Source organism: Acinetobacter halotolerans (assembly GCF_004208515.1).
GTDB classification, from domain to species: Bacteria; Pseudomonadota; Gammaproteobacteria; order Pseudomonadales; family Moraxellaceae; genus Acinetobacter; species Acinetobacter halotolerans.
Genome location: NZ_SGIM01000006.1, coordinates 83,691 through 110,245, shown reverse-complemented (window position 1 = coordinate 110,245; position 26,555 = coordinate 83,691). Strand labels below are relative to the sequence as shown.

General features: G+C 38.5%; 22 protein-coding genes. 13 read left to right on the top strand and 9 right to left on the bottom strand.

All coding sequences use genetic code 11. The annotated features are described in order from the left end of the window. Positions 1–77: 77 nt before the first annotated feature. A complete protein-coding gene (locus EXE30_RS08915) occupies positions 78–1,733 on the bottom strand; it encodes an MFS transporter (RefSeq protein WP_130162076.1) in 1,656 nt (551 codons plus the stop codon). Positions 1,734–1,746: 13 nt separating this feature from the next. Then, complete coding sequence (locus EXE30_RS08910) at positions 1,747–2,295, bottom strand: TetR/AcrR family transcriptional regulator (RefSeq protein WP_130162075.1); 549 nt, start codon at positions 2,293–2,295, stop codon at positions 1,747–1,749. 185 nt (positions 2,296–2,480) lie between these two features. Here EXE30_RS08910 and EXE30_RS08905 point away from each other — a divergent pair, with 185 nt between their 5' ends. Then, complete coding sequence (locus tag EXE30_RS08905) at positions 2,481–3,104, top strand: LysE family translocator (RefSeq protein ID WP_130162074.1); 624 nt, start codon at positions 2,481–2,483, stop codon at positions 3,102–3,104. 57 nt (positions 3,105–3,161) lie between these two features. Here EXE30_RS08905 and EXE30_RS08900 read toward each other — a convergent pair whose 3' ends face one another. Beyond that, positions 3,162–4,133 carry an MBL fold metallo-hydrolase gene (locus EXE30_RS08900; protein WP_130162073.1) on the bottom strand — a complete coding sequence of 324 codons (972 nt, stop codon included), beginning with the start codon at positions 4,131–4,133 and terminating at the stop codon, positions 3,162–3,164. A gap of 129 nt (positions 4,134–4,262) precedes the next feature. Between EXE30_RS08900 and EXE30_RS08895 the strand changes: the two genes are divergently transcribed. Next, on the top strand, positions 4,263–5,048 hold the full coding sequence (locus EXE30_RS08895) for a hypothetical protein (RefSeq protein WP_228256115.1): 786 nt from the start codon (positions 4,263–4,265) through the stop codon (positions 5,046–5,048). Between the two features lie 346 nt (positions 5,049–5,394). Here EXE30_RS08895 and metG read toward each other — a convergent pair whose 3' ends face one another. Both metG and EXE30_RS08885 read right to left on the bottom strand, forming a co-directional pair. Beyond that, positions 5,395–7,452 carry a methionine--tRNA ligase gene (metG, locus tag EXE30_RS08890; RefSeq protein ID WP_130162072.1) on the bottom strand — a complete coding sequence of 686 codons (2,058 nt, stop codon included), beginning with the start codon at positions 7,450–7,452 and terminating at the stop codon, positions 5,395–5,397. Positions 7,453–7,543: 91 nt separating this feature from the next. Then, the gene (locus tag EXE30_RS08885; RefSeq protein WP_130162071.1) at positions 7,544–8,041 is read right to left on the bottom strand and encodes a hypothetical protein; all 498 of its coding nucleotides are present in this window, start codon (positions 8,039–8,041) and stop codon (positions 7,544–7,546) included. A 107-nt stretch (positions 8,042–8,148) separates the two neighbouring features. On the opposite strand from EXE30_RS08885, the gene EXE30_RS08880 reads away from it, so the two are divergent. The 4 genes from EXE30_RS08880 (at position 8,149) to EXE30_RS08865 (ending at position 11,753) form a co-directional block, all read left to right on the top strand. Continuing rightward, a complete protein-coding gene (locus tag EXE30_RS08880) occupies positions 8,149–8,691 on the top strand; it encodes a GNAT family N-acetyltransferase (protein ID WP_171457350.1) in 543 nt (180 codons plus the stop codon). A gap of 182 nt (positions 8,692–8,873) precedes the next feature. Next, on the top strand, positions 8,874–9,323 hold the full coding sequence (locus EXE30_RS08875) for a hypothetical protein (RefSeq protein ID WP_130162069.1): 450 nt from the start codon (positions 8,874–8,876) through the stop codon (positions 9,321–9,323). 157 nt (positions 9,324–9,480) lie between these two features. Further along, positions 9,481–10,710: an iron-sulfur cluster carrier protein ApbC gene (gene apbC / locus EXE30_RS08870; RefSeq protein WP_130162068.1), complete on the top strand. Its 1,230-nt coding sequence runs from the start codon at positions 9,481–9,483 to the stop codon at positions 10,708–10,710. Between the two features lie 167 nt (positions 10,711–10,877). Continuing rightward, positions 10,878–11,753 (top strand): 5'-methylthioadenosine/S-adenosylhomocysteine nucleosidase, encoded by an 876-nt coding sequence (locus tag EXE30_RS08865; protein ID WP_130162067.1) that lies wholly within the window; start codon positions 10,878–10,880, stop codon positions 11,751–11,753. Positions 11,754–11,828: 75 nt separating this feature from the next. On the opposite strand, the gene EXE30_RS08860 is transcribed toward EXE30_RS08865, so the two are convergent. From EXE30_RS08860 to EXE30_RS08845, 4 genes are all read right to left on the bottom strand, one after another. Beyond that, positions 11,829–13,850, bottom strand: a complete 2,022-nt coding sequence (locus EXE30_RS08860) for a TRAP transporter permease (protein ID WP_130162066.1) — start codon at positions 13,848–13,850, stop codon at positions 11,829–11,831. Beyond that, a complete protein-coding gene (locus EXE30_RS08855; RefSeq protein WP_130162065.1) occupies positions 13,847–14,323 on the bottom strand; it encodes a DUF1850 domain-containing protein in 477 nt (158 codons plus the stop codon). Before EXE30_RS08855 ends, EXE30_RS08860 begins: the two co-directional genes overlap by 4 nt. Beyond that, positions 14,320–15,324, bottom strand: a complete 1,005-nt coding sequence (locus EXE30_RS08850) for a TAXI family TRAP transporter solute-binding subunit (protein ID WP_130162064.1) — start codon at positions 15,322–15,324, stop codon at positions 14,320–14,322. The genes EXE30_RS08855 and EXE30_RS08850 overlap by 4 nt, the downstream gene beginning before the upstream one ends. Positions 15,325–15,476: 152 nt before the next feature. Beyond that, positions 15,477–16,019 carry a DUF2062 domain-containing protein gene (locus EXE30_RS08845; protein ID WP_130162151.1) on the bottom strand — a complete coding sequence of 181 codons (543 nt, stop codon included), beginning with the start codon at positions 16,017–16,019 and terminating at the stop codon, positions 15,477–15,479. Positions 16,020–16,343: 324 nt separating this feature from the next. On the opposite strand from EXE30_RS08845, the gene EXE30_RS08840 reads away from it, so the two are divergent. From EXE30_RS08840 to EXE30_RS08810, 7 genes are all read left to right on the top strand, one after another. After that, on the top strand, positions 16,344–16,937 hold the full coding sequence (locus tag EXE30_RS08840; RefSeq protein WP_130162063.1) for a LysE family translocator: 594 nt from the start codon (positions 16,344–16,346) through the stop codon (positions 16,935–16,937). A gap of 113 nt (positions 16,938–17,050) precedes the next feature. Continuing rightward, on the top strand, positions 17,051–17,620 hold the full coding sequence (gene dcd / locus EXE30_RS08835; RefSeq protein WP_004669899.1) for a dCTP deaminase: 570 nt from the start codon (positions 17,051–17,053) through the stop codon (positions 17,618–17,620). A gap of 261 nt (positions 17,621–17,881) precedes the next feature. Then, positions 17,882–19,273 (top strand): hypothetical protein, encoded by a 1,392-nt coding sequence (locus EXE30_RS08830; protein ID WP_130162062.1) that lies wholly within the window; start codon positions 17,882–17,884, stop codon positions 19,271–19,273. 315 nt (positions 19,274–19,588) lie between these two features. Beyond that, positions 19,589–20,977, top strand: a complete 1,389-nt coding sequence (locus tag EXE30_RS08825) for a hypothetical protein (protein WP_130162061.1) — start codon at positions 19,589–19,591, stop codon at positions 20,975–20,977. 257 nt (positions 20,978–21,234) lie between these two features. Then, positions 21,235–23,262 carry a hypothetical protein gene (locus tag EXE30_RS08820; RefSeq protein ID WP_130162060.1) on the top strand — a complete coding sequence of 676 codons (2,028 nt, stop codon included), beginning with the start codon at positions 21,235–21,237 and terminating at the stop codon, positions 23,260–23,262. A 14-nt stretch (positions 23,263–23,276) separates the two neighbouring features. Beyond that, positions 23,277–23,984, top strand: coding sequence for a hypothetical protein (locus tag EXE30_RS08815; RefSeq protein ID WP_130162059.1), 708 nt, complete (start codon positions 23,277–23,279; stop codon positions 23,982–23,984). A 29-nt stretch (positions 23,985–24,013) separates the two neighbouring features. Next, positions 24,014–26,476 carry a DUF6160 family protein gene (locus EXE30_RS08810; RefSeq protein ID WP_130162058.1) on the top strand — a complete coding sequence of 821 codons (2,463 nt, stop codon included), beginning with the start codon at positions 24,014–24,016 and terminating at the stop codon, positions 26,474–26,476. Positions 26,477–26,555: the final 79 nt, after the last annotated feature.

The window sequence follows — 26,555 nt, the reverse complement described above, 5'->3', positions numbered from 1 at the left end:
TTTGGCTCAGCGGTTTGGGTGAGCTCTTTTTCCGGTTTATCTTGTTCTTCAGACATAATCTTTTCTCAATCAAACAATCAATTAGGTGAATTCGCTGGTTGTATATTTCTTCGTGCGATGTATTTGTCACGTATGTACTTAAATAAGCCCCATAACAGCAAAATAACGGCAAAGATGCCATTCAGTACAATGACGTCGTTATAGGCACGGACTTGAGCTTCACGCGTCACAACTTGATTTAAATTTTGCAATGCCTGCTTGTTTTGTAATGCAGGATCTGTGGTTGTTATCATGGCACTGTGCTGATAGCTCTGTAAACGTTGCGCAACAACTGGATCAGTGGGGTCTAAACTGCTATTGATTTCGACCTTGTAATCGTAGGTCTGACGTTGTTGATAGGTATTGAAGAATGATGATCCAACGAGACCACCAAAGTTTTGAGTGGCGGTGAATAGTACGATAAAGGTCACGACGTACTGCGGACCACGTTGTAAAGTACGTAGAAATCCCATCAACAATAATGGGCCAATAAATACACCACCCGCAAAACTGACTAAGAACTGACTTCGGTAGAAATTCGCAGGGCGAACATCACTGGTCAGGTGATAATCGAGTATGCATGCAATAAAAATCAAAATTTCGGCTAGGAACAGATTTAAGATCAAACGATCTTTATTAAAAGTAAGCGCGCTAAATACTGAGCCAGCGATGGTTCCGCAAAAGATAACCACATAGAGTGGAACAAACTGGTCAGGTCCCATCCCCATTGTTTTTAGAAAATTAACAGCAGCATAGCTTTGTTCGGACATGAGGAGTCTTAAAGCAAAGGCACTCACTACAAAACTCAGCAAATCACCCGTTGCGAGCCAACGCGTCATAATCAGTGGGTTACGCCGATAATGCTCATAGGTTAGACCCAAAACAATCAAGCAAAAACCAACGATCAAGGTATAAGCCAACCATGGGCTATTGAACCACCATAGAATTGGCCCTTGGGTGAGTACGATACATAAGCAAGCAAAGCCGGGGGCCAGCAAAGCAAAAGTGAAAAAATCTTGTTTTTCAAAAACGTCTAAGCGTAAGCTACGAGGAAGTTTTAACGCCACTACCATCGCAAAACAACAAATAGCTAAACCGAGTTCAAAGGTGTAAATCACATCCCATTGATTAGCACTGAGTAGGAATGGAGAAATAATCCAAGCTAAAGGCAAGCCTAATTGCTGAAACCCAAAGGCCAGATAAATTCCTTTCGCCATATCAGCCTTACCAAAGGCTTGCATGGTGTAATACATGCCCAGCGAACTTAGCGGCGCTGCGGCTAAACCTGCAATAAAACGAACAAACAGCGCCATTTCATAGGTTTTTACAAAGATGTGTAAGATCAGGACACCAATAAAAACCAATAATCCAATTTCTGAAAATAAACGCAGTCCATATTGTTGTCGCGCTTTGAATAAGATCAAATTTGAGCTGACATTTGCCATTACATAAGCGGCAGGTAACCATGCTGCTTGTGAGGGTGTTAAAGCATATTCACCTTGGAAAATTGGTAAATTAGCGATAATAAATCCATTACTTAAGCTCGCAGCGATGCAGATAAATAACCCAATAATAAAATAAGCAAAGCGTTTTGGTGTGGCATGTGCGATTGCGGCAGGCGAGCCGGGTAGTGTTGGGCGCTCATCAGCAGACCAATCAGGGGGAGTTTCAAGATAGCGAGGTGTTTTATCCATTTTATGCCTCAGACTAAACTTTAATACCGTTTAATAATAATTCTATTGCTCGTTTAGCCAAACGAACCTGATCTGATACGTTATGACCTTGAAATGAAGACCCTAAAATCGCCGCAATCATGGCAAAATCTTGTGTTGTTAGATCTGGGCGGCATAAATGATGTTGTATGGCTCGATCAATGAGTGGTTGTAATGCTTTATCACGCCGTGCATAAATGTTTAGCATGATTGGGTCTTGGCGATCAATGATACGCCAGTAATCAATCAGTACAATCAGATGAGGGAGCTGTTCAACATGACCTTCAATCAAGCGAATGAAACCATCATCAAACTCAAGTAAAGCTTGCGCTCTTTGTTCTAAACGAATGATGGCTTGTTCGAGTAGAGCGGCGATTAAGGCTTTACGATCAGAAAAATTACGATAAAACGTTGCACGTCCAACACCAGCGTGATCAATAATCGCCTGTAAGGGTACATGTACACCTTGAGTTCTGAAGATTTCCTCTGCGGCATTGAGTAACTCATCACGGTTATGAGCTGCTTGTTGCTGACGATTTAACATGATTTATATTCTAGGAATGTTTACATGATATTTAACGGACATTTTTGTCCGAAGTAAATTCAAGTCATTTTGATTTTTGTTTTAGTTCAGTAAAATAGTCAATGTGTTATGAAGAGTACTATCTTCTTTAAGTGGTTTTCGTATAAAATTTTCTATGGAAAATTATACTAATTTTGAGGTTTATCTTGGAATCAATATTGATTTTAGGCTCGATTACATTGGCATTGATGTTAGGTGCAATCAGTCCCGGTCCTACATTTATTTATGTAGCAAAAAACTCGATTTCGATTTCACGTAAACACGGATTATTTACTGCGTTCGGTACAGGTACAGGGGCAGCTTTGTTTGGTTTTCTAGCTGTTATGGGATTACAGGCGATATTACTTGCGGTGCCTTCAGCTTATTTGGCTTTGAAAATTTTTGGTGGTCTGTACTTACTTTGGCTCGCATACAAAATTATTAAACATGCGAAGGAGCCGATGGAATCAATGGAAAGTGCAGTGCAGACTATGAGTTATGCGCAAGCTTTTCGTTTAGGTCTCATCACACAATTAAGTAATCCTAAAATTGCGATTGTGCTTGCGAGTATTTTCACCGCGTTATTACCTAAAGAAATTCCAACCTATTTCTATGTGGTTTTACCAATGCTGTGTTTCTTTATTGATGCAGGTTGGTATTCACTTGTTGCTGTCGCACTGTCAGCAGAAGGACCACGTCAAGTTTATTTAAAATCTAAAACTGTGTTTGATCGTATTGCGGGTGGGGTGATGACCTTACTTGGCTTGAAGTTGATCTTCGGTATGAAATGATATAAGAAAGCGACCAAATAGGTCGCTTTCTTATGGATGGTTATGACGTTGTATCATTCAATCTTTGAAATGGGTTGGAATCCATTGATAGCTTTTACCATCTACTGAATAAATATGCCCAATCCCCGGAAATGGTAAATGTGGTGCTGCAATGGTTTGTCCATTCTTGGCAAAATTCGCAAATTGTTTTAAACGTGTCTGAACTGCTTTTTTCGGATCGATATCGTATTCAATTGCCGTTTGAGGTTTATCAAATTGCACGGTATGAGAATGAACAATATCACCAATAAACACGACACTTTGATCTTTGGTTTTTAGCTCATAACTATAGTGTCCTGGCGTATGTCCTGCCGTGTTGATGACTTTAAAGCCTTGAATTTCATCACCGAGCTTAAATGTTTTAAAACGTTGTTTCGCTTGATAGGGCGCGATAGCTTCCTTGATCATTTCGACAGTGCTTAAGTAGTTGGCTTGTTTGTCTTTTGGTAGTTTGGCTGCTTGTTTTGGATCTAGCCAATATTTAGCCTCATCATTTGATACATAAACTGTGGCATTGGGGAAATTAGCTGTGCCTTTTTGGCTGATTCCACACACATGATCTGGGTGTAAATGGGTAAGTAAAATCGTATCGACCTGTTCAGGTTTATATCCTGACGCAACTAGATTTTTCAAAATAGAACCAAGATGTGCACCGAAACAACTTTCTGCACCGCTATCGACTAAAATCAGTGATTTTCCTGTATTGACGAGGAATGCATTGATTGAGGTTTGAACACCTTTGTCTTGATCAGCATAGTATTTCTTTAAGATTTCTTGGACTTGTTGTGGGGATATATCTTTAAACAGACTTGGCGACATAAAGTTAGTGCCATCCAATAATGCCGTAATCTGTACATCACCAACTTGATGTTGGTAAAAGCCAGAGACTTGTTTTTGTTGTTGGATCGGGGTTTGAGGAGAGCTGGCTGCAAATGCTGAGAAACTAAAGAAACTTGTGCTCATCAAAGCGGATATAAAGATTTTATTCATTGGTAAAATTTCTCAAATTTAGTTGAATTGTCTATTTTTTAGCATGGATTTTAATCTAGCGCATTAATATTTTGAAATTAATAATTATAAAATTATATTATTGAAAAATCCTTAAGGAAAAAGAGTTCTATGAAGAAAAAAGAGACTCAAGAGAAGCCATTAGCTTATTTAGATCATAATATCTTAGATTTATTCACTGAACCTAAGTGTTTGCTATCCAAGGAATCTGAACTATTCCAATTCTTAAAAAATGAAGTTCAAGCTGTTTATTCTCCTACTACTCTCGAAGAAATATATCGATCAGTTATTAATGGGAAAAGTAGTGTTTATGGTTTAGCCTTTTTAGATGTACTTAAAGAATTGAATGCTCATTTTATTACTTTAATAACTGAGAATGGTGAAGTGACCAATACTATTTTTAGGTCTTGGGAAGAGCCTTTAATACACTTTAACCAATTTGTAGAAAATAATTATTTAAATAAATTTGTGCATCCTTTGAGAAATAATTTATTTGCAATATTTGGTGGAATTAAGGATTTTAACAAACTTGAAAATGAGCAAATTGATAATTTAAATAATTTATTGATATTTTTGGAGAGTTCTCTAAACTTTCTAGAAAGTTGTGAGGATAAAGATGAATATATTTTATCTGAAATAGAAAAGTATAAAGTTGAAATTCCTAAACTTAGAATGCAACAAAAAGAATTTGAATCATTTGTTCAATTATCAGTACAACATTTAGAGGATGCTAATAAAGAACAGGCAGCACATAAAAAATTTAGAGATTCATTGAAAGTCGATCTTAACCATCTAAAAAAAATTGAATTTCCAAATGTTTTAGTGCAAATATGGAAAATGTTGCAAAAAAATAACACCGAATTAGTTAATTTTGAGTTAGATGATTTTTTCAACTGAAAAAAGGATTTAATTCAGAAAGTGAAGTTTATATTTTTCAGAAAGTTAATCAGATTTATACAATGTTAAATCTGATTGGTTACTATCAGGATGAAGGTATACATAATAAAGAAAAAAGATTTATTGCTTCGTTTAGTGATATGTCTCACGCTTCCTATGCTTGTTTTTGTGAGTATCTGTTTACAATAGATCAAAATTTTTCCATAAAAGTTAGAGTAGCATACGAATATTTGAATGTGGCTACACAAGTTGTAAACATCGAGATTAATTCCACCCAGTGAACAAATTTATTCTAAAATTAAAAAAGCCCCTACAACGTAGAGGCTTTTCTTTCAAGGTCTAAATCTTAAGAAACTTTATCACCAGCTTTAGCACCAGACTCAGGTGAAATCACCCAAACACCTTCGCCATTACCTGCGGCAAGTACCATACCGTTAGAAATACCAAAACGCATTTTACGAGGAGCAAGGTTTGCCACCATCACTACCAATTTGCCTTTTAAATCTTCTGGTTGATAGAACTCACGAATACCACTAAACACATTACGTGGTTCAGCTTCACCAACATCCAAAGTCAATTGAAGAAGTTTATCCGAACCTTCGACAGTTGAAGCTTCTAAAACTTCAGCTACACGCAGGTCAACTTTCATAAAATCTTCAATACCAATAATTTCGGCTTCACCGACTTTTGGCTCAGGCTTTTTCTCGGCTTTCTTCTCTTTTTTCTTTTCAACTTTTGGCGCTTCTGCCGTAGCTACTAAAGAATCTTTAGAAGAATCAACCATTGCAGCAACTGCTTTCGGGTCGACACGTTGCATTAACGGTTGGAATTGAGCAATTTCATGAGCAACCAGTATTTGCTTACGTGATTCGAAGTTAAAACTTTCAAGTTTTAAGAAAGCCTGAACTTGTGCAGCAAGTGTTGGCAATACAGGGGATAAGTAAACTGCAAGCTGACGGAAAAGGTTGATACCCACTGAGCACACATCATGAACTTGTTGTTCTTGACCTTCTTGCTTTGCAAGTGCCCACGGTTTTTTCTCATCAATATATTGGTTCGCTTTGTCTGCTAGAGCCATGATTTCACGGATTGCAGCAGAGAATTCGCGTGCTTCGTATGCTTGTGCAATTGAATCGCCTGCATCAATAAAGCTTTGCACGAGTTCAGGCTCAGCACAGGTACTTGAAAGAGTATTATTGAAATTGGTATTAATGAATTTTGCACAACGGCTGGCAATATTCACCACTTTACCAACAAGATCCGAATTCACTTTTTGAACGAAGTCATCTAAGTTCAAATCAGAATCTTCAACTTTGTCTGAAAGCTTAGAAGCGAAGTAGTAGCGTAAATATTCAGGATTTAAATGCTGTAAATAAGTTTCAGCTTTGATGAATGTGCCGCGAGATTTTGACATCTTCTGACCATTCACCGTTAAGAAACCATTGACGAATAAACCAGATGGCGTACGGTAGTTTGCACCTTCAAGCATTGCAGGCCAGAACAGCGCATGGAAGTAAACGATGTCTTTACCAATGAAGTGATAGACTTCATTTTCTGAATCTTTTTTCCAGAAATCATCAAAACTTAAATCAGGGCGTTTGGTTTTGATGTAGTTTTCAAAACTCGACATATAGCCAATCGGTGCATCCACCCAAACATAGAAATATTTGTTTGGTGCATCTGGAATTTCAAAACCGAAATAAGGCGCATCACGCGAAATATCCCAATCCGATAAACCTGCTTCAAACCATTCATCTAGTTTGTTGGCAATCGAAACAGGTAAACGACCTTGATCACGTGTCCATTTCTGTAAATATTCTGAGAAATTTGGCAGTTTAAAGAAGTAGTGATCTGATGATTTTTCAATTGGTGTTGCACCGCTCAAGGTTGAGCGAGGATCAAGAAGTTCAGTTGCGTTATAGGTTGTGCCACAGACTTCGCAAGCATCGCCGTATTGATCTTCAGATTTACATTTAGGGCATGTACCTTTAATGAAACGGTCAGAGAGGAACATGCCTTTTTCTGGATCAAATAGCTGATTTACCGGACGAATCGCAATATTGCCTGCTTCACGGTTTTTAATATAAATTTCTTCTGAACGTGCTTTGTTTTCGTCACTATTGGTTGAATCATAGTGATCGAAATGTACGCCAAAGCCATCAAAGTCACGGATATGTTCTTTTTGAACGTTGGCAATTTGTGCTTCTGGGCTAATGCCATTTGCTTCAGCACGCAGCATAATCGCTGTACCATGAGCATCATCCGCACAAACGTAAGTCACGTCATGACCCATTGCACGCATCGCACGAACCCAAATATCTGCTTGGATATAACCGAGTAAGTGACCCATATGGATAGGACCATTGGCATAAGGAAGGGCATTGGTGACTAAAATTTTACGCACGGATATTGTTCTCTCATTCGTATTTCAAGGTGGATGATTTTACATGACTTAACACCGACTTGCACAAGGGAATCGGTGAATTCTTTAGAGATCACATACTCTGCATTTGTTTAACGGTTACACTGTGCTTAGAATTTTTTCTCAGAGAGATGATTTTGCCTTTAGATAAGAAATGAATGTGATAGCTTTTTAAGCTATTGCTCTTTGGGTCAACCGTGATTTCAGCAAATAAAGGCGTTTGCCAAAGTTCATCACTACCTAAAGTACCTAACCAAGCTTGCGCTTTAATCGCAACAGTCAACTCATCTTTTATCTCTAAATCACTGATGCTCATCTCGCTACACCAATGCACGGTTGTTGGAAATTCTACTTTTGAAAATTTCCAACAAATCGAAAGTGCTAAGCTTGTTGCAATTCCAGCATAATCATTGCTTTCATTATGAATGACAGGAAGTAATTGTTCTGCCAAATCACGCTCAAAAGAATCAATCATGCTTTGGATTCTTCTTTTACTTGAAAGAATGTACCTTAAGCGCTTTTCTTGTGCTTGAAGTTCATGTTGAATTTCTAAAAGTTCGTTTTCATTCATATTTAAAGCTTTATAAATAAGGTTAAGATTTCGATAGTGCAAAAGTATATCTGATCTATTTTTTTATATTGTGAATAGTTTTTAATTGAAATTTAATGGGTCTAAAAATGATCGAAACAGCTCGACTACGTTTAAGACAGTGGCGAGCAGAGGACTATGTATCCTTTGCCACAATGAGCACCAATCCACAGGTTATGGAATATTTTCCAAAACTGCTGACGCGAGCAGAAAGTGATGCCTTGATCGATAGAATGAAGTCGATTATCGAGACTCAAGGCTGGGGCTTTTGGGCAGTTGAGTTAAAACACAACCAGCAATTTATTGGTTTTACTGGTTTACATGACCAACCTACCCAGTTTTCTTTTTCGCCGTGTGTGGAAATCGGATGGCGACTTGATCAAACGCATTGGGGACAAGGCTATGCACCAGAAGCTGCTCAAGCGGCATTAGCATTCGCTTTTGATCAGTTGAAATTAGACAAAGTTGTGTCATTTACCACACTAGGAAATGAAAAATCGCAAGCGGTCATGCGAAAGTTGAAAATGAGAAAAATCACAGAATTTCAACATCCAGCTTTGAAATCAGATCACCCTTTAAGTTGGCATGTCTTATATGAGATCTCTAAAAATGAATTTCATGAAGTAAATTAAACGTTATTCATTTATATGATTTTTATATCCAAAAATTCATAAGGTTATCAATCAGAAATGATTTGAATATTCCTGTATATCCTTTGTTTCAATTTGCTGCAATCGCTAAAAAATCAACATAAACGCGGTATAACTAAAGTTGCTCCAAACAATTTATATTTACCTATAAGTGAGGAATTAAGATGACAAATGAAAAAATTGATGAGTTAAAAACTCAAGCAGCTGACTTAGGTAATGATTTAAAACACAAAGCAAAAGAAGCGCAATTACAAGGCGAAAAAGCGGTTGATGATTTAAAGCACTCAGCAGAGGAGCTTAAGTTAAAAGGTGAAAAAGCATTAGATGATCTAAAAAAAGATGCATCTGAGCAGAGTAGTGAAGGTAAAGAAGTTTTTTCTAATAAAGTGGATGAAATCAAAGCTAAACTTGAAGATACCCAACACACCGTTCAAGATAAATTTGATCACTTAAAAGAAGAAGCAAGTCATAAGTTAGATGATGCAAAAGTAAAAGCGGCTGAATTGAAAGAGGAAGCTGCTGCAAAATTTGATGATCTGAAAGCTCAGGCAAGTAGCAAATTGGATGATTTAAAGAAAGCAGCAACGGATACTATAAATAAATTCAAAGGCTAGTTGGCTAATTAAACTTAAATAACCGACGCTCATATCCTGTGAAGAAATATGCTGTAAAAAATAAGCAATTGTCTTCTTTGATATGAGCGTCACTTCTTCGATCCTGCTAAACTAACCAAACTCAGTCCTCTGTTGATCTGTTTTTGGAGTAAACAAAATGTCGTGGCTTTCTTCCTTAAAATCTGTTTTTTCACCAGCACAAGAAGTGAAGGAAGACGAGATTCAAACAGTTCTACAAAACTATGTATTACCTTATTCAGAAAATGGCTTAAAAGATCGGATTAGCCAAGTGAATGTCCAAGGTCGTATTTTGCAACTGACAATTAATACTTTTCCTGAAGAGAAAGATCATTTACAACAAATCCATGATGAACTTGCTGAAGCCTTAGAAAAATGTGGCATTCAAGAGTTAAATCTACATGTCGTTCAACAAAAACACGCTGCACATGGTGAAGCAGGTCATAGCTGTTCCTCTAAGCCTAAAGCGGAAAATACAAAGTTACCGCCTGTGATGGATGCGTCCGCAAAAGCTGAAACTGACCCAAATAACCCGCCTATTCAAAAAGCAGCACCGCAACAACGTGACATTGCAGCTCATCCACGCATTCAAAATGTTATTTTGGTGTCATCGGGTAAAGGTGGTGTAGGTAAATCAACCACGACAGTGAATCTTGCACTTGCACTACAAAAAATGGGCTTAAAAGTCGGTGTTCTCGATGCTGATATCTATGGCCCAAGTATTCCAACGATGCTTGGGAATGCGGGTCAAACACCACAAATTGAAAATGAACATTTTGTACCTTTAGATGCCTATGGTATGGCGGTGATTTCGATCGGTCATCTCATTGGCGCACATAATACCCCTGTGGCTTGGCGTGGACCAAAGGCAACTGGAGCATTGATGCAATTATTCAATCAAACGCTTTGGCCAGATTTAGATGTGCTGGTGATTGACATGCCACCGGGAACAGGTGACATCCAATTGACATTGGCACAGCGTATACCTGTGACGGGCGCAGTGATTGTAACAACACCTCAGAACGTCGCACTCATGGATGCAGTGAAAGGGATTGAATTGTTTAATCGCGTTAACATTCCTGTGCTTGGTGTGATTGAAAATATGTCGACACATATTTGTTCAAATTGTGGTTTTGAAGAACAAATTTTTGGTATCGGTGGTGGTGATCAAATTTCTGAGCAATACCAAATTCCATTACTCGGACGTTTACCTTTGGATGCTAAAATTCGTGAACATGCGGATCAAGGTAAACCAAGCGTAATTGCGCAAGATGCCGCGGCTGAAAGTTTTATGAGTATCGCGCAAGCTTTGCTTGAGCAAATGGAAAAATTACCAAAGCATCAAAAAGATGACAAACGTATTTTCTAAATAAACCGATTTCTAAGCTTAACGCTTCAAAAAACCAACATCATGATGTTGGTTTTTTTATGTGCTGAGCAAAATGATTTTTTGATTGATAAGAATTAAAAATATACCAATTAGTAAAAACTGGCATGTGGATTGCTTGTTCTCTCTTTTTGATTGAGAGTAGATGGATGATGCATTTTAAACGGTTTATGGGGATTGCGAGTGTCTGTACCGCTTTGTTTTTGAGTGCTTGTAATGGAGATGGTGATTCGAATTCTCAGCAAGCACAAGAAAAGCCCCAATTACAGCCTATCGTGATACAAGGTGCATTGCCGATTGAATCCGAAAGAATGGCTTCAAAGTTAGACAGTGTTACAGTCGAAACGATAGGCGGTTGGACGTTTTGGAAGGGGAGCTATAAGGGTTATCCCATGATTATCTCGAAGACTCGAATGGGTATGAGTAATTCGGCCGCAGCAACAGCTATTGCCATTCAACATTATCAACCCATTGCGATTATTAATCAGGGTACTTCGGGTGGACATGATCCTGATTTACATGTATTTGATATTGTTCTTGGAAAATATACGACCAATATCGGTGCATTCAAAACACCTTATCAACCTATAAATGGCGGTTCAAACTCACTGACATGGGACGAAGCATTTGATGTACTTCCTGAGGATGAATCTGATCCTGAACCGATTGCCATACGTAAGTTTGAAGGGGATCCAGCCTTACTGGTTGCAGCCTATAAAGCCAAAGCAAACTATAGCAAAGGCCAAGTTGTAGAAGGTACGATTGGTTCGGCTGATGTTTGGAATAATGAATTAGATCGAATTAATTTCTTGCATAGCACATATGGTACTTCTGTTGAGGAAATGGAAGCAGCATCGGTCGCACAAATTGCATATCAATTTAAAGTGCCATTTCTGGGTATTAGAGTTTTATCCAATAATATTACCAATAACGGTGCTTATGATCCGGCTACAGGTGAGGCATGTCAGGATTATGTATTAGATGTTGCGGAACACTATATGAAGGCAAAAACTGAAACTAAATAGGGATTAATACAGCAAAAAAGCTGTCTCATCACATGCTGAGACAGCTTTTTAGGTTTTATTCACAGCCCTGTAGTACTAGTGAGCTGATTGAGGTGGTGTAGAACCCGTTTCTTTTTTCGCTTGTGCGATATTCATGGCAATACAAATCCCCACAATAACAACACCAACGAGATCAGTCGTTGATTCAGGCACAATCATCATCAATGCCCCAATACCTAAGACCAATCGCCATAGCCAGTTCATCGTGGTTTTGAAATAGCCCTCTACAGCTGCTCCTAAGGCGAGAATCCCAATAATCGATGTCGTCGCGATGCTGACAATGCTCCATATCGAAGGTAGCGCAAATTCACGAGCATTAATGGCCACATTGGTGGTATCGATCATCAACATGGCTGGGTTATAAACAAACAGGAACGGCACAATAAAACCAGCTAAGGATAATTTAAGTGCTTGAAAACCTGTTTTCATCGGATCGCCTCCTGAAATACCAGCCCCAGCAAAAGCAGCCAACGCAACAGGAGGAGTAATATTGGCGAATAGGCCGAAATAGAATACAAACATATGTGCAACAAGAATTGGCACATCAAAATGAGCCAGTGCAGGGGCCGCCATTGTCGCCGTGATGATATAGGCAGGAATAGATGGAAGTCCCATGCCTAAAATCATCGACGCCACCATGGTAAATAACAGCGTAAGGAACAGGTTTCCAGCGCCAACACTCATGATATATGAAGTCATCACCGAACCGAAACTAGTCAAACTGACCACGCCGATGATCAATCCGACAACAGCACAGGCCGCCATGACCGATAAAGATTGTTTGGCACCATCCGCCAACGCTTCAAGAATTTGTTTAATTCCCATGCGTGTGGTTTTACGTAGATTGGCCACAACGATGGTTAAAAGAATAGTGTAGACCGCTGCATAACTGACAGGCATGGACTGGAATAAGAAAAACACCAACGCCACAATTGGAATGAGCAAGTGACCACGCTCTTTCAATACTTCTTTGACACGAGGCAAATCTGATTTAGGTAAGCCTTTGAGATTGTCACGGCCTGCACGAAAATGGACTTGTGAAATGACACCAAGGTAATACAACAGTGCGGGTAATATGGCAGCGAGGGCAATCGTGCCATAACTGACTCCCGTTGTTTCTGCCATGATAAAAGCACTCGCACCCATGATAGGAGGAAGAATCTGCCCACCAACCGAAGCACTGGCTTCCACAGCACCCGCAAAGTTCTTGTGGTAACCAATCTTTTTCATCAATGGAATGGTAAATGAACCTGTTCCCACCACATTGGCGACAGCAGTACCATTAATACTTCCCATAAAACCACTAGAGATCACAGCAACTTTTGCTGGGCCACCTTGTTTATGTCCAGCTAAAGCCATCGCGAGATCATTAAATAATTTACCCATACCTGACTTGGCCAAAAACGCACCAAATAAAATAAACAGAAAGATAAAGGTCACTGAAGCGCCAATCGCAGAAGAATAGAGTCCTTCTGTTTTTAAATACATTTGCCCGAAAATATCACTGACACTATAAGGTCGGGTAAGTAGTCGGTCTGGCATCCAACTAAAATGGCTGACAAAGGGGTAGGCAAGAAAAATCAGTCCAAGAATAGGCAACATCCAACCCATGACTCTTCGAGCTGCCTCAATAACTAATACCACCGTCATAATGGCAAACACGACATCTAGAGTATTTGGAATCCCACCTCGAGAGGTCATGATATTTTGGTATTCAATCCATAAATAACCAAACGAGGCGAAGGAGGCTAGCATTAACACCCAGTCAAACCACGATATATGCTGTCTATCACTACTTTGTCGTGCTGGATACAATAGAAAAATAAGTGCTATACCTATCGACACATGTGCTGAACGTTGGATCAGTTCAGGTAATGGGTTATAGGTAATAAACAAATGAAAAAGAGAATAAAAAATGGCCAATATCGTAATAAATAGACCAACAGATTTCTGTTTAGGGCTTCGTGTCACAGACTCTTTATCAAATTTTTCTAATAGTTGTTTTTGTTTTTCTAGATCTGTTTGTTCTGGTGTGACTGTATCATTGGGTGTATTCATAAACATTCTCCTAACCACCAGATCTTCCATAATGGTGTGTAACTGTTCTTAAACTGCACGAGGCTATAATCGGGGAGTTCATTAGCGATCGCCCAGCTTTTGTTTCCAAACAAAATACGTCCTTGCATATTTCGTGATACGGTCCAGTTAATCTCAGCAATTTTTTGCTTTACCGACATTCGAATTATGCCGTCCTTTTGAAAAATAATCGGATAATCACTTGGAGTTCCTGCACCAAATGCGATCAGATCTGTATAGACGAGCTGGAAACCCTTTTTCTCACGATGATAATTTTCTAGCCATAATGTTTTTTCAACTGAATGTCGCCATTGCAAATTAAAATCCGTTTCACGAATAACACAATCATGTTTTGGAGTGGTGACATGTGTGTTTGCAATGGGACACGCTATAACGACTCCCAATACGATTAGTCCACTGAAAAGTGCAGCCGAGGCTGCACTTAAAGACTTCATTTTGTTGCTGCAATTTCATCGTAATATTTTTTCGCTCCTGGGTGTAGTTGAGCAACTAAACCTTGTTGAGCACCTTGCAAGCTAATGTCTTTCGCGGCTTGATGACTGTTCGACAAACTGTTGAGATTTTCAAAGAATGTTTTAGTTAACTTGTATACATCATCTTCGGGTAGGTCAGAACGTACCACCAGAGCATTCATGATGGCTGCGGTAGGGATATCTTCTGCATTGTCATAAGTGCCTTTCGGAATGATCATTGGCAAAAAATAAGCCTGATCTTTAGCAATTTGTTTTACTTTTTCTGGATCAATACTGACAAGCTGTAAATCGTATCCACGTTGTAGTTCCATAAGTGAAGAGTTTGGAATACCACTGGTGAGGAAGGCCGCATCTAATTTTCCGCCTTTAAGTGCATCTGCCGCTTCGGCATATCCTAAATAATCCACTTTAACGTCTTTATAGCTAATACCAAAACCATTTAATAAACTACGAGCATTCACTTCAACGCCAGAGTTTTGAGCACCCACTGCGATACGTTTACCTTTCAAATCTTCAATGGTTTTGATTCCAGATTTTTTTGAAGTCACAATTTGCACATAGTTCGGGTAGAGTGCTGCAATCTGCTGAACATTGGTGATTTTATCCTTAAAGCTTCCTTGTCCATTGATTGCTTCAGTTAGACTGTCGCTCATCACGAATGCCATTTCAACCTTGTTTTGTTTCATTAGATTTAGATTTTCAACAGAAGCCCCTGTGGTCTGGGTTTTGGAGTTAACCCCATAAGTTTTATGATAAATTTCAGCCAAATTTGTTGCAATGACGTTATATGGACCAGATGCCCCACCTGTAGCAATATTGACGAATTTTGTTTGAAGGGCATTGGCATCAACTGCTGCACTACTCTTTTCTTGACCTGTATTTTTGTTGCCAGTATTGTCAGAGCAAGCTGATATACCCGTTATTGCTAAGCTCAATAAAATGAATTGGGGCCATTTTTTCATTACTCTCTCCTGTTTGTGTGCAAACCATAAATCCATCATTTGGTTGCTTTATTTAGTATCAAATTCATTTTTAACGCGATCAAATATGTTCTACTCTTACCGTATTATTATGGGGATGGCAACCTTTTTTGATGCTTCTTATACTAAAGAATTTATCCTTTTTTATGACGAGATTTCCATTTCTTGATCACCATCCAACGCCAGACCAGATGTGTAACGATGTAAAGTAGCACCGCACACAGCAGCGCCTCAACAAACAGGCCAGACACAAGTATTTTTGCTAAATGAAAATCAATATGACCATGACCAAAATTCCTTAACCAATTGATCATTTGATGTAAAACACCAAGTAACATCTCATTATTAATCATTTTGACATGATACATCTGGGCGCCAAACCAAAAGCCTAAATATAAAATAGGCACAACCGTCAATGGATTTGTAAGCCAAGCCATGCACAAGCCAATTGGCAAATTCACTTCAAAATATAAAATACTCAAAACGATAAACAGGCTATGAAAAGGCACGGGTAAGATGCCCCAAAACGTACCAATAAAGATCGCTTTAGCAATAGCGTGGCGGTTCACATACCACAGTAAGGGGTTTAAGGTACGTGTACCAAAAACTTTCATTAACTTGAGCTTGGCGATTTTTTCCGAAGAGGGGAGCCATTTCTGAAAGAATAGCTTAGGCATAAAAAGGGAAATGTACCAAAATAAAAGAGCAGCATTCTTCAACATAGCATGCTTAGCTTAGCTCAAACTTAAAAACCAATAAGGTCAGATGCAGCGATAGAAACTACCTTATAAAGGGTACTTTTATTGAGCTAGACTATCTTTGCTGTCTGTAAAGTATACAGAATCATTAAAGTGACTATAGAGTTATAAGGACTTGAAAATTATAAAGTATAAACAAAATATAAAGTTAGTTAGAATGGTAGTATAACTGCTTACAGTTATTTTTTTGCTATCAGATTGCCGTTCGATTAATCTAAAAAACACTTTTAGTGAGGTCATTCGATGATTTCATGGTTTTTTATTGGATTGGTTGCGACCATCTTATTGACCCCCGGTCCGACCAATACTTTACTTGCATCTTCTGGTATCCAAGTGGGTCTACGCCAGTCATTATTGCTGATTCCAGCAGAAGCTATTGGTTATATCATTGCGATTAGTGTGTGGGGGATGCTGATTGGTAAAGTCTCTGTCACTTTACCGTTATTACCCACTTTTCTTAAGTTGCTGAGTGCAGGCTATATTTTATTTCTCGCTTTAAAATTGTGGCGTACAGCACATCAAGAGGTGATATTAAATCAACCGACGATCCGGCCTAGAGAATTACTCTGCGCAACTTTACTTAACCCTAAAGCACTGTTATTTGCTTCTGCGATTTTTCCAACAGCTGCATGGAAGAACCAAGATATTTATTTAGCACATATGAGCACTTTTGTTGCCCTGATTCTTCCCATTGCTTTATTTTGGATCGCAGTAGGCGCTGCTTTGGCAACCAATAAAGTAGCTTGGTTATCGCAATCAAAATTACAGCAGATATCGTCAGTCGTATTGGTTAGTTTTGCGATTCCGATCAGTTATTCAGCACTCAACAATTTATAAGATTTTATTCTTGTTAACGTGGCTAGTTATATCGATTGGGCTATTGTTTTCATTAATGCCATTTTACGTTAAAGTAGCTGCCAATCATCAACTTCGTTTTTGGATAGAAAGACATGGCAATAAAATCTGATCGTTGGATTCGTGAAATGAGCGAAAAACACGGCATGATTGAACCTTATGCAGAAAATCAAGTTCGTTTCGATGAAAATGGAGAGAAGTTGATTTCTTATGGGGTCTCAAGCTATGGCTATGATGTCCGTTGTGCGCGTGAGTTTAAAGTCTTTACCAATGTGCATTCTGTCATTGTTGATCCTAAGAATTTTGATGAGAAAAGCTTTATTGATATCGAATCCGATGTTTGTATCATTCCACCCAATTCATTTGCGCTTGCGCGTACCATCGAGTATTTCCGTATTCCGCGCAATGTACTGACCGTGTGTTTAGGAAAATCTACCTATGCGCGTTGCGGAATTATCGTAAACGTTACGCCTTTAGAACCAGAGTGGGAAGGTCACGTTACCCTTGAGTTCTCGAACACCACGAACTTACCCGCACGTATTTATGCGGGTGAAGGTGTGGCTCAGATGTTATTCTTTGAAAGTGATGAAGTCTGTGAAACCTCATATAAAGATCGTGGTGGTAAATACCAAGGTCAAACAGGCGTGACACTGCCGAAGACTTAATTATCTAAGAGTATTCACCATAAAACTAGTGTGGTGAGTACTCATTTAGAAATATAGAAACTACTAAAATTATAAGTTACAAAGTTACAAAATGAATAAACTAGTAATCTAATAAAAATAAGCTACAATCAAGTTGGGTTGGTCTTTTTTTATACAAAATACAATTCTTCAGGTTGATATTACTATGTGATGGATATCTGTATATACGAATACTCGGAATAAAAATAATCATGTATGGATATTTTAAACACGGAGGTCGGTATGCGACAGTTTAAGTCTCTTCATTTAGCAATACTTACGGTAAGTAGTTTAGGCTTGAATACCGCGTATGCCGCTTCTAATACATTACAAAGTCTAAGCGATAGCGAGATGTCTGCAACAACGGGTCAGGCATTAATGAGTCTGTCCTTTATTTCACCAACTGATCTAGCAAATAAAGAGGCACAGCGTGTTGGTGGTGATACAAGTGTAGGTTTCTATAAGTTAGGATTAGAAGCCAATATGGAGCTCAATGTTAATATCAAAAAGCTTCAATTGGGATGCGGTGGTGTAAATGGTGCTGGTGGTTGTGATATTGATATTGATTATCTGAGTTTAAGTGGTTTGGGTAATTCTGAAACCTCGAATACAGATAGTGCGGCTGACCGCGCGGCGCGTGCAGGCTCATCTGCGGTTTTGACCAATCCATTTATCGAATTTGCTATTAGAAATCCAGATAAAGCGTCAACCCGTGAAATCGTTGGGATTAATTTAAGTTCAGAGAAAGCAGTTGGATTAATTACTTTTGGATTGGAAAATGGTCCCACAAAAAGTGGTATTAATTCTTTAAGTGGTTATATGGAAATTGCTGCAACAACTGGTCTTGCCAACGTGAATGGTTTTGGTACAAGTCTCGTGGGGGGTGAGGCAGCAAAGGGAACATTGAATCAGTCAGATGGTTATGATCCGATTACAGGTAAAGTGTGTAGTCTTCCTCTTCTTTGTGTCCCGACTATTGATTTTGAAACGAATTCATATGCCCTTAATCTTCGGGATAAAGCAACGGGAAGCAATATTTTAAAGGGTGATTTATTCCTTCCAAGACAAGCGATTACTGGGAAGCGAATTAGTAGTGCTGCTTTAACGGCAACTGCAACAGTCCGAGATATTGATTTGAGCGGGAATATTGTTGCCAACGCAATAGGACTAAACTTGGATAGAGAGGTAACAGGTACAATCCAGAACTTAATGGTTGATGTGGCGATCAGTGAGAATTTGGGTTTCTTCCATAAAGCGAATCTAAATGGTACAGCAGCCTCGCTATCTTTGCAGTCTAAAAATATTCAATGGAGTAATAATAATTCTGTTTCTCAAAATGGTTGGTGGTTAGAGTTCTCAGATCCAATTGATATCGGATTTATTGAACCTACTCTTAATGTAGATATTCCCAAAGCGACTCTCAATGAGGCATTTGCGCAAGTATCTAAGTATTTGAATGATAATCCTATTAATTGCGGTACATTTGGGGTGTTAAATTGTCTTTTTGGGGATACGATTCCAACAGGTACAGTTAACTTAATCAATGCGACACGTCCACAAATGGCACTGGTTGATTTAGAGTTGGCGACCCAAAAATTTACACCTAACTGTTATGGTACTTTAAAGTTCTGTTAATTTTTTAAATCTCAATAGGCCTCTGCTTTATTTTTATTAAGTAGAGGTTTTATGCATAGCGAGTAGTAAATTCGGTTTAATGACTGAATTTACTACTCGCTTTTTTTATTTAGCAAATGTCACCAGCCCTTGCTGAAATCGTAACGACATCAGACGAATGAACTACTAATTTAAGAAAATTAAGCTACAATCGAGTTGTGTTGTTTTTGTGCAAAAAAATATAAATTAATGTTTCGTTGTGATTGGTATTTGTAAGCATGGAAACTCGAAATAAAAAGTAATCAGGTTATGGATGTTTTAAACAAGGAGGTCGGCATGCGACAGTTTAAGTCTCTTCATTTAGCAATACTTGCGCTAAGCAGCTTATGTTTGAATTCTGCGTATGCTACTTCTAGCACATTACAAAGTCTAAGCGATAGTGAGATGTCTGCAACAACAGGGCAGGCTTTAATGAGCCTATCCTTTATTTCACCAACTGATCTTGCCAATAAAGAAGCACAGCGTGTTGGTGGTGATACAAGGGTAGGTTTCTATAAGCTAGGGTTAGAAGCCAACATGGAGCTTAATGTTAATATTAAAAAGCTTCAACTGGGATGTGGTGGTGTTAATGGAGTTGGTGGTTGTGATATTGATATTGATTATCTGAGTTTAAGTGGTTTGGGTAATTCTGAAACCTCGAATACAGATAGTAAGGCTGACCGATCAGCGCGTGCGGGTTCATCTGCAGTTTTAACCAATCCTTTTATTGAATTTGCCATTAGAAATCCAGATAAAGCGTCAACGCGTGAAATCGTTGGTATTAATTTAAGTTCTGAGAAAGCCGTTGGATTGATTACTTTTGGATTGGAAAACGGTCCCACAAAAAGTGGTATTAATTCTTTAAGTGGTTATATGGAAATTGCTGCAACAACTGGTCTTGCCAACGTGAATGGTTTTGGTACAAGTCTCGTGGGGGGGGAAGCAGCTAAAGGTACTTTAAATCAGTCAGATGGTTATGATGCTATTACGGGACGGGCTTGCTGTGTTTTGGGAATCCCAATTGGTTTTACAACAACCTCTTATGCGCTTAATCTACGGGATAAGGCGACTGGAAGTAATATATTAAAAGGTGATTTATATCTTCCAAGGCAAGAGATTACGGGAAAGCGAATTAGTAGTGCGGCTTTGTCGGCAACAGCAACAGTTCGGGATATTGATCTAAGCGGTAAGCTGAGTGCGAGAGCAGCTGGAATAATCAATTTAGATAATAAAGATACAACTGGTTTAATTAAAAATCTCATGGTTGATGTGGCGATCAGTGAAGATTTAGGTTTTTTCCATAAAGCGAATCTAAATGGTACAGCAGCCTCGCTATCTTTGCAGTCTAAAAATATTCAATGGAGCAATAATAATTCTGTTTCTCAAAATGGTTGGTGGTTAGAGTTTTCAGACCCAATTGATATTGGATTTATTGAACCTACACTTGCAGTTGATATTCCAAAAGCTACCCTTAATGAGGCTTTTAGGCAAGTGAGTGAGTACTTGTATCAAAATCCAGTTCAGTGTGGGGGTATTATTGCCGAGAACTGTTTGCTCGGTAGCGCTATTCCAGTTGGTACAGTTAACTTAATTAATGCGACGCGTCCACAAATGGCACTGGTTGATTTAGAGTTGGCGACCCAAAAGTTTACACCTAACTGTTATGGCACTTTAAAATTTTGCTAGATTCGAAATCAGCATTAAAAAGCAGCTTTGGCTGCTTTTTGTTTTATGCGCTCATCGGAAAAATGTAACATTTGACCAGTTTATTTTGCATTTGTGTAATTATTCGGCATAATAAATTCTGAGATTAGATGGGGATGAATTCGTCTATTCTATATTTTGAGTGATGCTAGGAAGCAGGTTTTTTGAACAAATCACTCAGAGGGATGAAAGAAAAAATATAACATAGGTGCGGAGCATCGTGTAACAGGAAGGTCAAAATGGCTATACTCCATATGGATTCATTTCAAAAGACTGTTTTAGCGAGTTTGATTGGATTGTGTGTCAGTCAATCAGTTTTTGCATTACAAGAAATCTCTGATGAGGGTTTAAGCCAAGCCATAGGCGAGGGAATTGCACTGTTGCCTGAAAATACGTATATGATTTTTCAGGGTGAAAAAGCAACCACTACACAAGCAGATTTACTTAATAGACAACTAGATACTGGTTATATTAACTACCTTCCAATCGGACCTCTTTCGCTTACTGCAGCAGATACAAATAAAAACGGAAGTATCGACTCAGGCGATCGTGCTGTTGGTAAGGCTGACCTGTTCTTATATGGTTTAGCGGTTACGGCTTCCAACTCAAGTCGTGCAAATAACCATAATGAACGTGTCGGTTTGAATAATGATGGAAATGCAATTAATGCTATTCGAAGCTGGGGTACTGCAAGTAATCCGTGGATTTTAAAAGTTCTGACCGAATCAAATGTCCCAACATTTACACCAGATGGTGGTGCTCCAAATACAGATACAGGCGACATAACTTACCTTGCTTTAGAAGCACCTCTTTATGAGGTCGGTACCCGAGATATCGCTGGAATTGATGCTTATAACTTAAAATTGGGGTTATGGGCAGATGCGTTTGTACGAAATCCAAATAAAGTGGATGGTGCTGTAGATCAGTTCCATTATGGAAATAATGTCGGTTTAATTGGAACAAGTGTAGATGCAAACCGTGCAAATAGGCTGCGTTTGCAGGGTGTTTGGAATGGATTTAGTTTAAATGGTAGCCATTTAAAAATATTTCAGACGCTTGATGGTGCGGGAACTACAGGAGGACTCAGCCCATTTTATAATAATACACTGGGTGTGTCAGGAGTATTCCGCTTTAACAGTGGTGATGGTGCTGATTTAAAAGCTGGTAGCGTCACAAATACACCAACGTCTACGGTAGAACCTTGGGTAAATCGTTATAGTACTCAATATACTGGTGCACCAAGTAATAACTCACCAAGTTCAGACTGGTTATATCGTATTCGTAGTCAAACAACAAAAATTACAGCTACTGGGCAGTGGACTGCACCTACGGGTCTAAACGATCGTGTATTACGCTTAAGTACTAGAGAAACTTCTGATACAAATAACTTAACAACACCTGCTATTCATGGTGGAAATGCGCCAACTTTTAATGGTAATGAAGGGTTGTTTATCTATAATTTAAATACTAACTTAGTATTAGGTAATTTATATCAACCTGTGATTTTAGGATCTGATGGTAAAAACTTTAGTTTGGAAGTTGCTCGTATTCCAAATAAAGAAAGTATTTATAAACAAATATATACCGACTATACTGGTTTAGATCCAAGTTATAAAGGATCAACTTGTAATATTTATCAATGTGGTAATAATGTTACTTTAGGTGGAAAAACCTATCAAGGTTCAAATGCAACCCACAGTAGTATTAGTATCGGTACTGTATATAGCGATGATGGTGGTAAAACACTTCAAGCATTTAAAGGAAATAGCACACAAGATGCTGTTGGAATTTCTTTTGGTTCTTTGAGTAGTGGAACTGTATCAAAAGATTATCATTTCTACCAATTGCAAAATCAGGAGCGTCGTGCAGGCAGCTATAGTTGCGGATTTTTGAATTTAAGTACTTGTTATGATACTTGGCAATATCGGACAGCAACAGGCTGGACTGGCAACGCAGGGTCAGGTTTAAGATTTGATTCTCGAGGCGCAAACTGGGCAAATATCAGTAGTACTTCCTATTATAATCCAACAGTAAACAATACAGGATATACCTTAGTTGATGCTGGAAATGGAACCCAATTCACTGTGCCCAATCAAACACCTTTACCAGATGCACTTTATAACAATGGACGCTGGCATACGACAACTCCAAATGCAGACATTAATACATATCGATTAAATACGGCTTCACCAACTAATAATATGGGATCAGCCGTTATTGATGGTGTGTTGATTCAACATCTTAAAATCACCACTACTGGACTATAAGAGGAGTATAAGAAATGAAAAAATTAACAACTTTACTCCTATTATGTAGTTTCAGTGTCGCACATGCAGGATTGCAAGCCTTAGATAATCATGAACTGCAGGCAGTAGAAGCTCAAGCAGGAGCTGATTTATCACTTAAACTTTCGTTAAATCATAGATTGGAAAATGGTAAATATGTTTTTGATGAAAGTGCTTGTAATAATCTTGCGTATTGCCGTTTAGCTATTTCTGTGAATAGGCGATTTGTTGATGCAAATAATAATCCCATTAGTAATCCGACCATTGATGATCCTGCACATAGATTATGGCTAGTCTTTAAAGGTATTCAGGGAACGATTGATATCCAAAAGCTTGGGTTGGATGGTGTAGATCTTGTCTATGGTGATACGATTAAACCTGCGATTCAATTAAGTTATCAGGCGACGTCACCTATCCTCATTCGTAACTTCGGTTTTAATGCTTTGGCTATCGAGCAGGATGACTTTACCAGTTATATTGATGCTGCAACAGGAAAAGTAGTGGAAGGTACAGATCCGAATACTGCGCCTACTAGTGGTTATGGTTATTTAAAAAACTCGACTTATACTTCAGCCAATGCACCAAATTCAACTTATGATCATGGTAAAGAAACAGGCTTTATGGGATTACGAATGAACGGTAATCTTGCGTTACAAGGAACAATTAAAGTCTTTGGTTGTGACGGTAGCCACCCACGTTGCTAATTGAGTGTAGATTTCAAAGGATTGAAGTGATGAAAAAAAACAATCAAAATCACAACGTAGCATATTTTGCGCTAAATACACTTGCAGCAAGCCTATTGATGATTAGTCATTCTGCTTATGCCATGCAAAGTTTAGATGATAGTGCATTGCGACAAGTTAACGGTCAAGATGGTATTTCAATTAATACGAGTTTTGATGAAGTCAATGTCAAACAGTTGTATTGGGAAGATGATGCAGGGAGAGGAAGTGCAAGTGCAACCAATAATAAATTGAGAGCAGTTGCTGAAGACTTTAAAATTGCTCAAAGTAATTCTAGTTCGCTTACACCTGGCACGAGCTATAAGATTAATAGTGGTAGTCATGCTGATGGTAAAGTTGGGTTAGATTTAAGTATTGCAACGAACCCATCTTTAATTACGATCGATAAATTTAAAATTTGTGATACAGAGGCCAGTCAGACTTGTAGTGATCCAATTGGGAATATGGCAATTCAAACCAGTTCAGTGATTAATATTGATTTCAACACACGGGATGGTTTGTTTAGTAAAACAGGGCAATCTACACTCAAATTGGGTGTCAATAATGCCAATATTTATTTGGGACAAACTGACGTAAATAATGAATTAAATCAGTTAATCTTAAAAAACCTTAACTTTAACTTCTTCGGCAAGGGCGTCATGTTTATTGATGCTGTAGAAGGCTTTAAATTACAAACTAATGCAGATGGTGTTGGTAAAGCAGGGCTAGCAACTACGCCTAGTTCAACATATGGTTATGTTGATTTTATCCGTGCACCAGATGCTGCAACTAGTAGTCTTATTGCGGGTAGTTATACGGACCTTACTAATGCGGGTTTAAATCTTGAGTTCATGCTCAATAAGAATGTAAGTAAAACAGATCCATATGCAATTAATCAATTGACAAAAAGTCCACAAGGCGCCAATGGATTGATTCGTGTAGGTGCAAGTGGTCGTATGGTTAATGGCTTTTTACAGTTGCGTGGAATTAGTAGTGAAGGGAAAAATAACCCTGTATATGGTACAAATTATGGGAATCCAGATGGTACGAACATTCTAGGTCAGGCCAAAAGTGGCAGTAATGTCATTGGAAATACTGGTATCGGTTTTAGAATGGGGGCGGACTTTACTATAGATAATGATTCAATGTTAGGTAGTGATGGAAAAGCAACAACTTTGGAAATAGGTGGTGCTGGACTAAATACCTATGGATTTGAGTTTGGTAATTTAACAGGCTTGCAACAAGGAACTCGTGGTTCTTTTAATAGTGGTAATGTTTACATTAACCTTGCAGATACTAAGTCTGTTTATTTACCTGCAAACTATGCTTTCCAAACAAGTCGGTTTGGAGATAACAGTACGCTGACGACAGATGCTGACTATATTCAAAATATTCATACAGGCACAGCAAGCACAAACCCATATAGTTTGCTTATAGCTGTTCGTGGTGCCGAGTTCCAAGCATTATCAAAACGTGGGCGATTCACTAATAGCGCAAGAACTAATGATACTTTTGGCCAAACTGTCCCAAATATTGCTGAGCGTACTAATAATCAATGGGGACTAGCCTTACCTTTTTATGGCTTAAATGCAAATATGGCAATGTTTGGTACAACTGTCGATGCAAGTAAAGTCTATTATTATCAAGTAGGTGGTACTCAAGGAACTGCCGTAGGCACAGGTCAGACCCCTCGATTAGGTTTTTCTCTGGCTATGAATACTTATGGTATTGATCGGGATGTTGGTAATAATAATGCTAAGTTAGGCAACAAAACGACTTCTATTTTAGTGATTGACGGTGCAACAGATTACTATATGGGACTTCGTAATATTGATATGCTTATGAAAGGGACTGGTAGTATTGGTGTTGAAAAAGGCAGTATGAATGTTAGCTTAGAAGATATGTTGATCGTTATGGCGGCGGAGGTCGCAGCTGGTTATCTACCAGGAGCAACATATAAAAGCTGTTTGACGAGCCCTATCTCTGCGTGTAGCAATGGAAGTTCTGCTCCTAATAATAATTTTGCAAATGAGAATGATGTTCTGTTTGGTTTGAAATTACGGCTAGGCGGAAATATGAATTTTTCACTTATTCCAAATAGTGAATATAAGGCTGATGGAACGGGTAATCGTCTCAATGTGGTCGGAGATTTCCAGCTGACAGGCGATAAAAATACCATACAAATTAGTGATCCAATCGATAAATCAACCATTGGTTTGGACAATATCACTGGTAAAGTGGCTTTTGATAATGCAATTGTGATTGCGCCTAAAGGTGGTCAGAACGGTGCAGATGGTGTTGTTAGTTTTAATGCGGATCTTACCTTTAACCCACAACGTACGACTGATGGCGTATTAAGAATTCGTGATATTAATCTGTACCCACCACAAACAGGAACAGGTGCACGTTTAGGCGAAATGGCCATTACTGGTGGTCGATTGAGTAGCCAATTTAGTATTATGCCACGTAACTAATTTAGCTCATCTGAAACATATTGAGTGATGTGAAAAGTATGTTATCTTGGTGATTATATTTTAAACACTTGTCTACGGA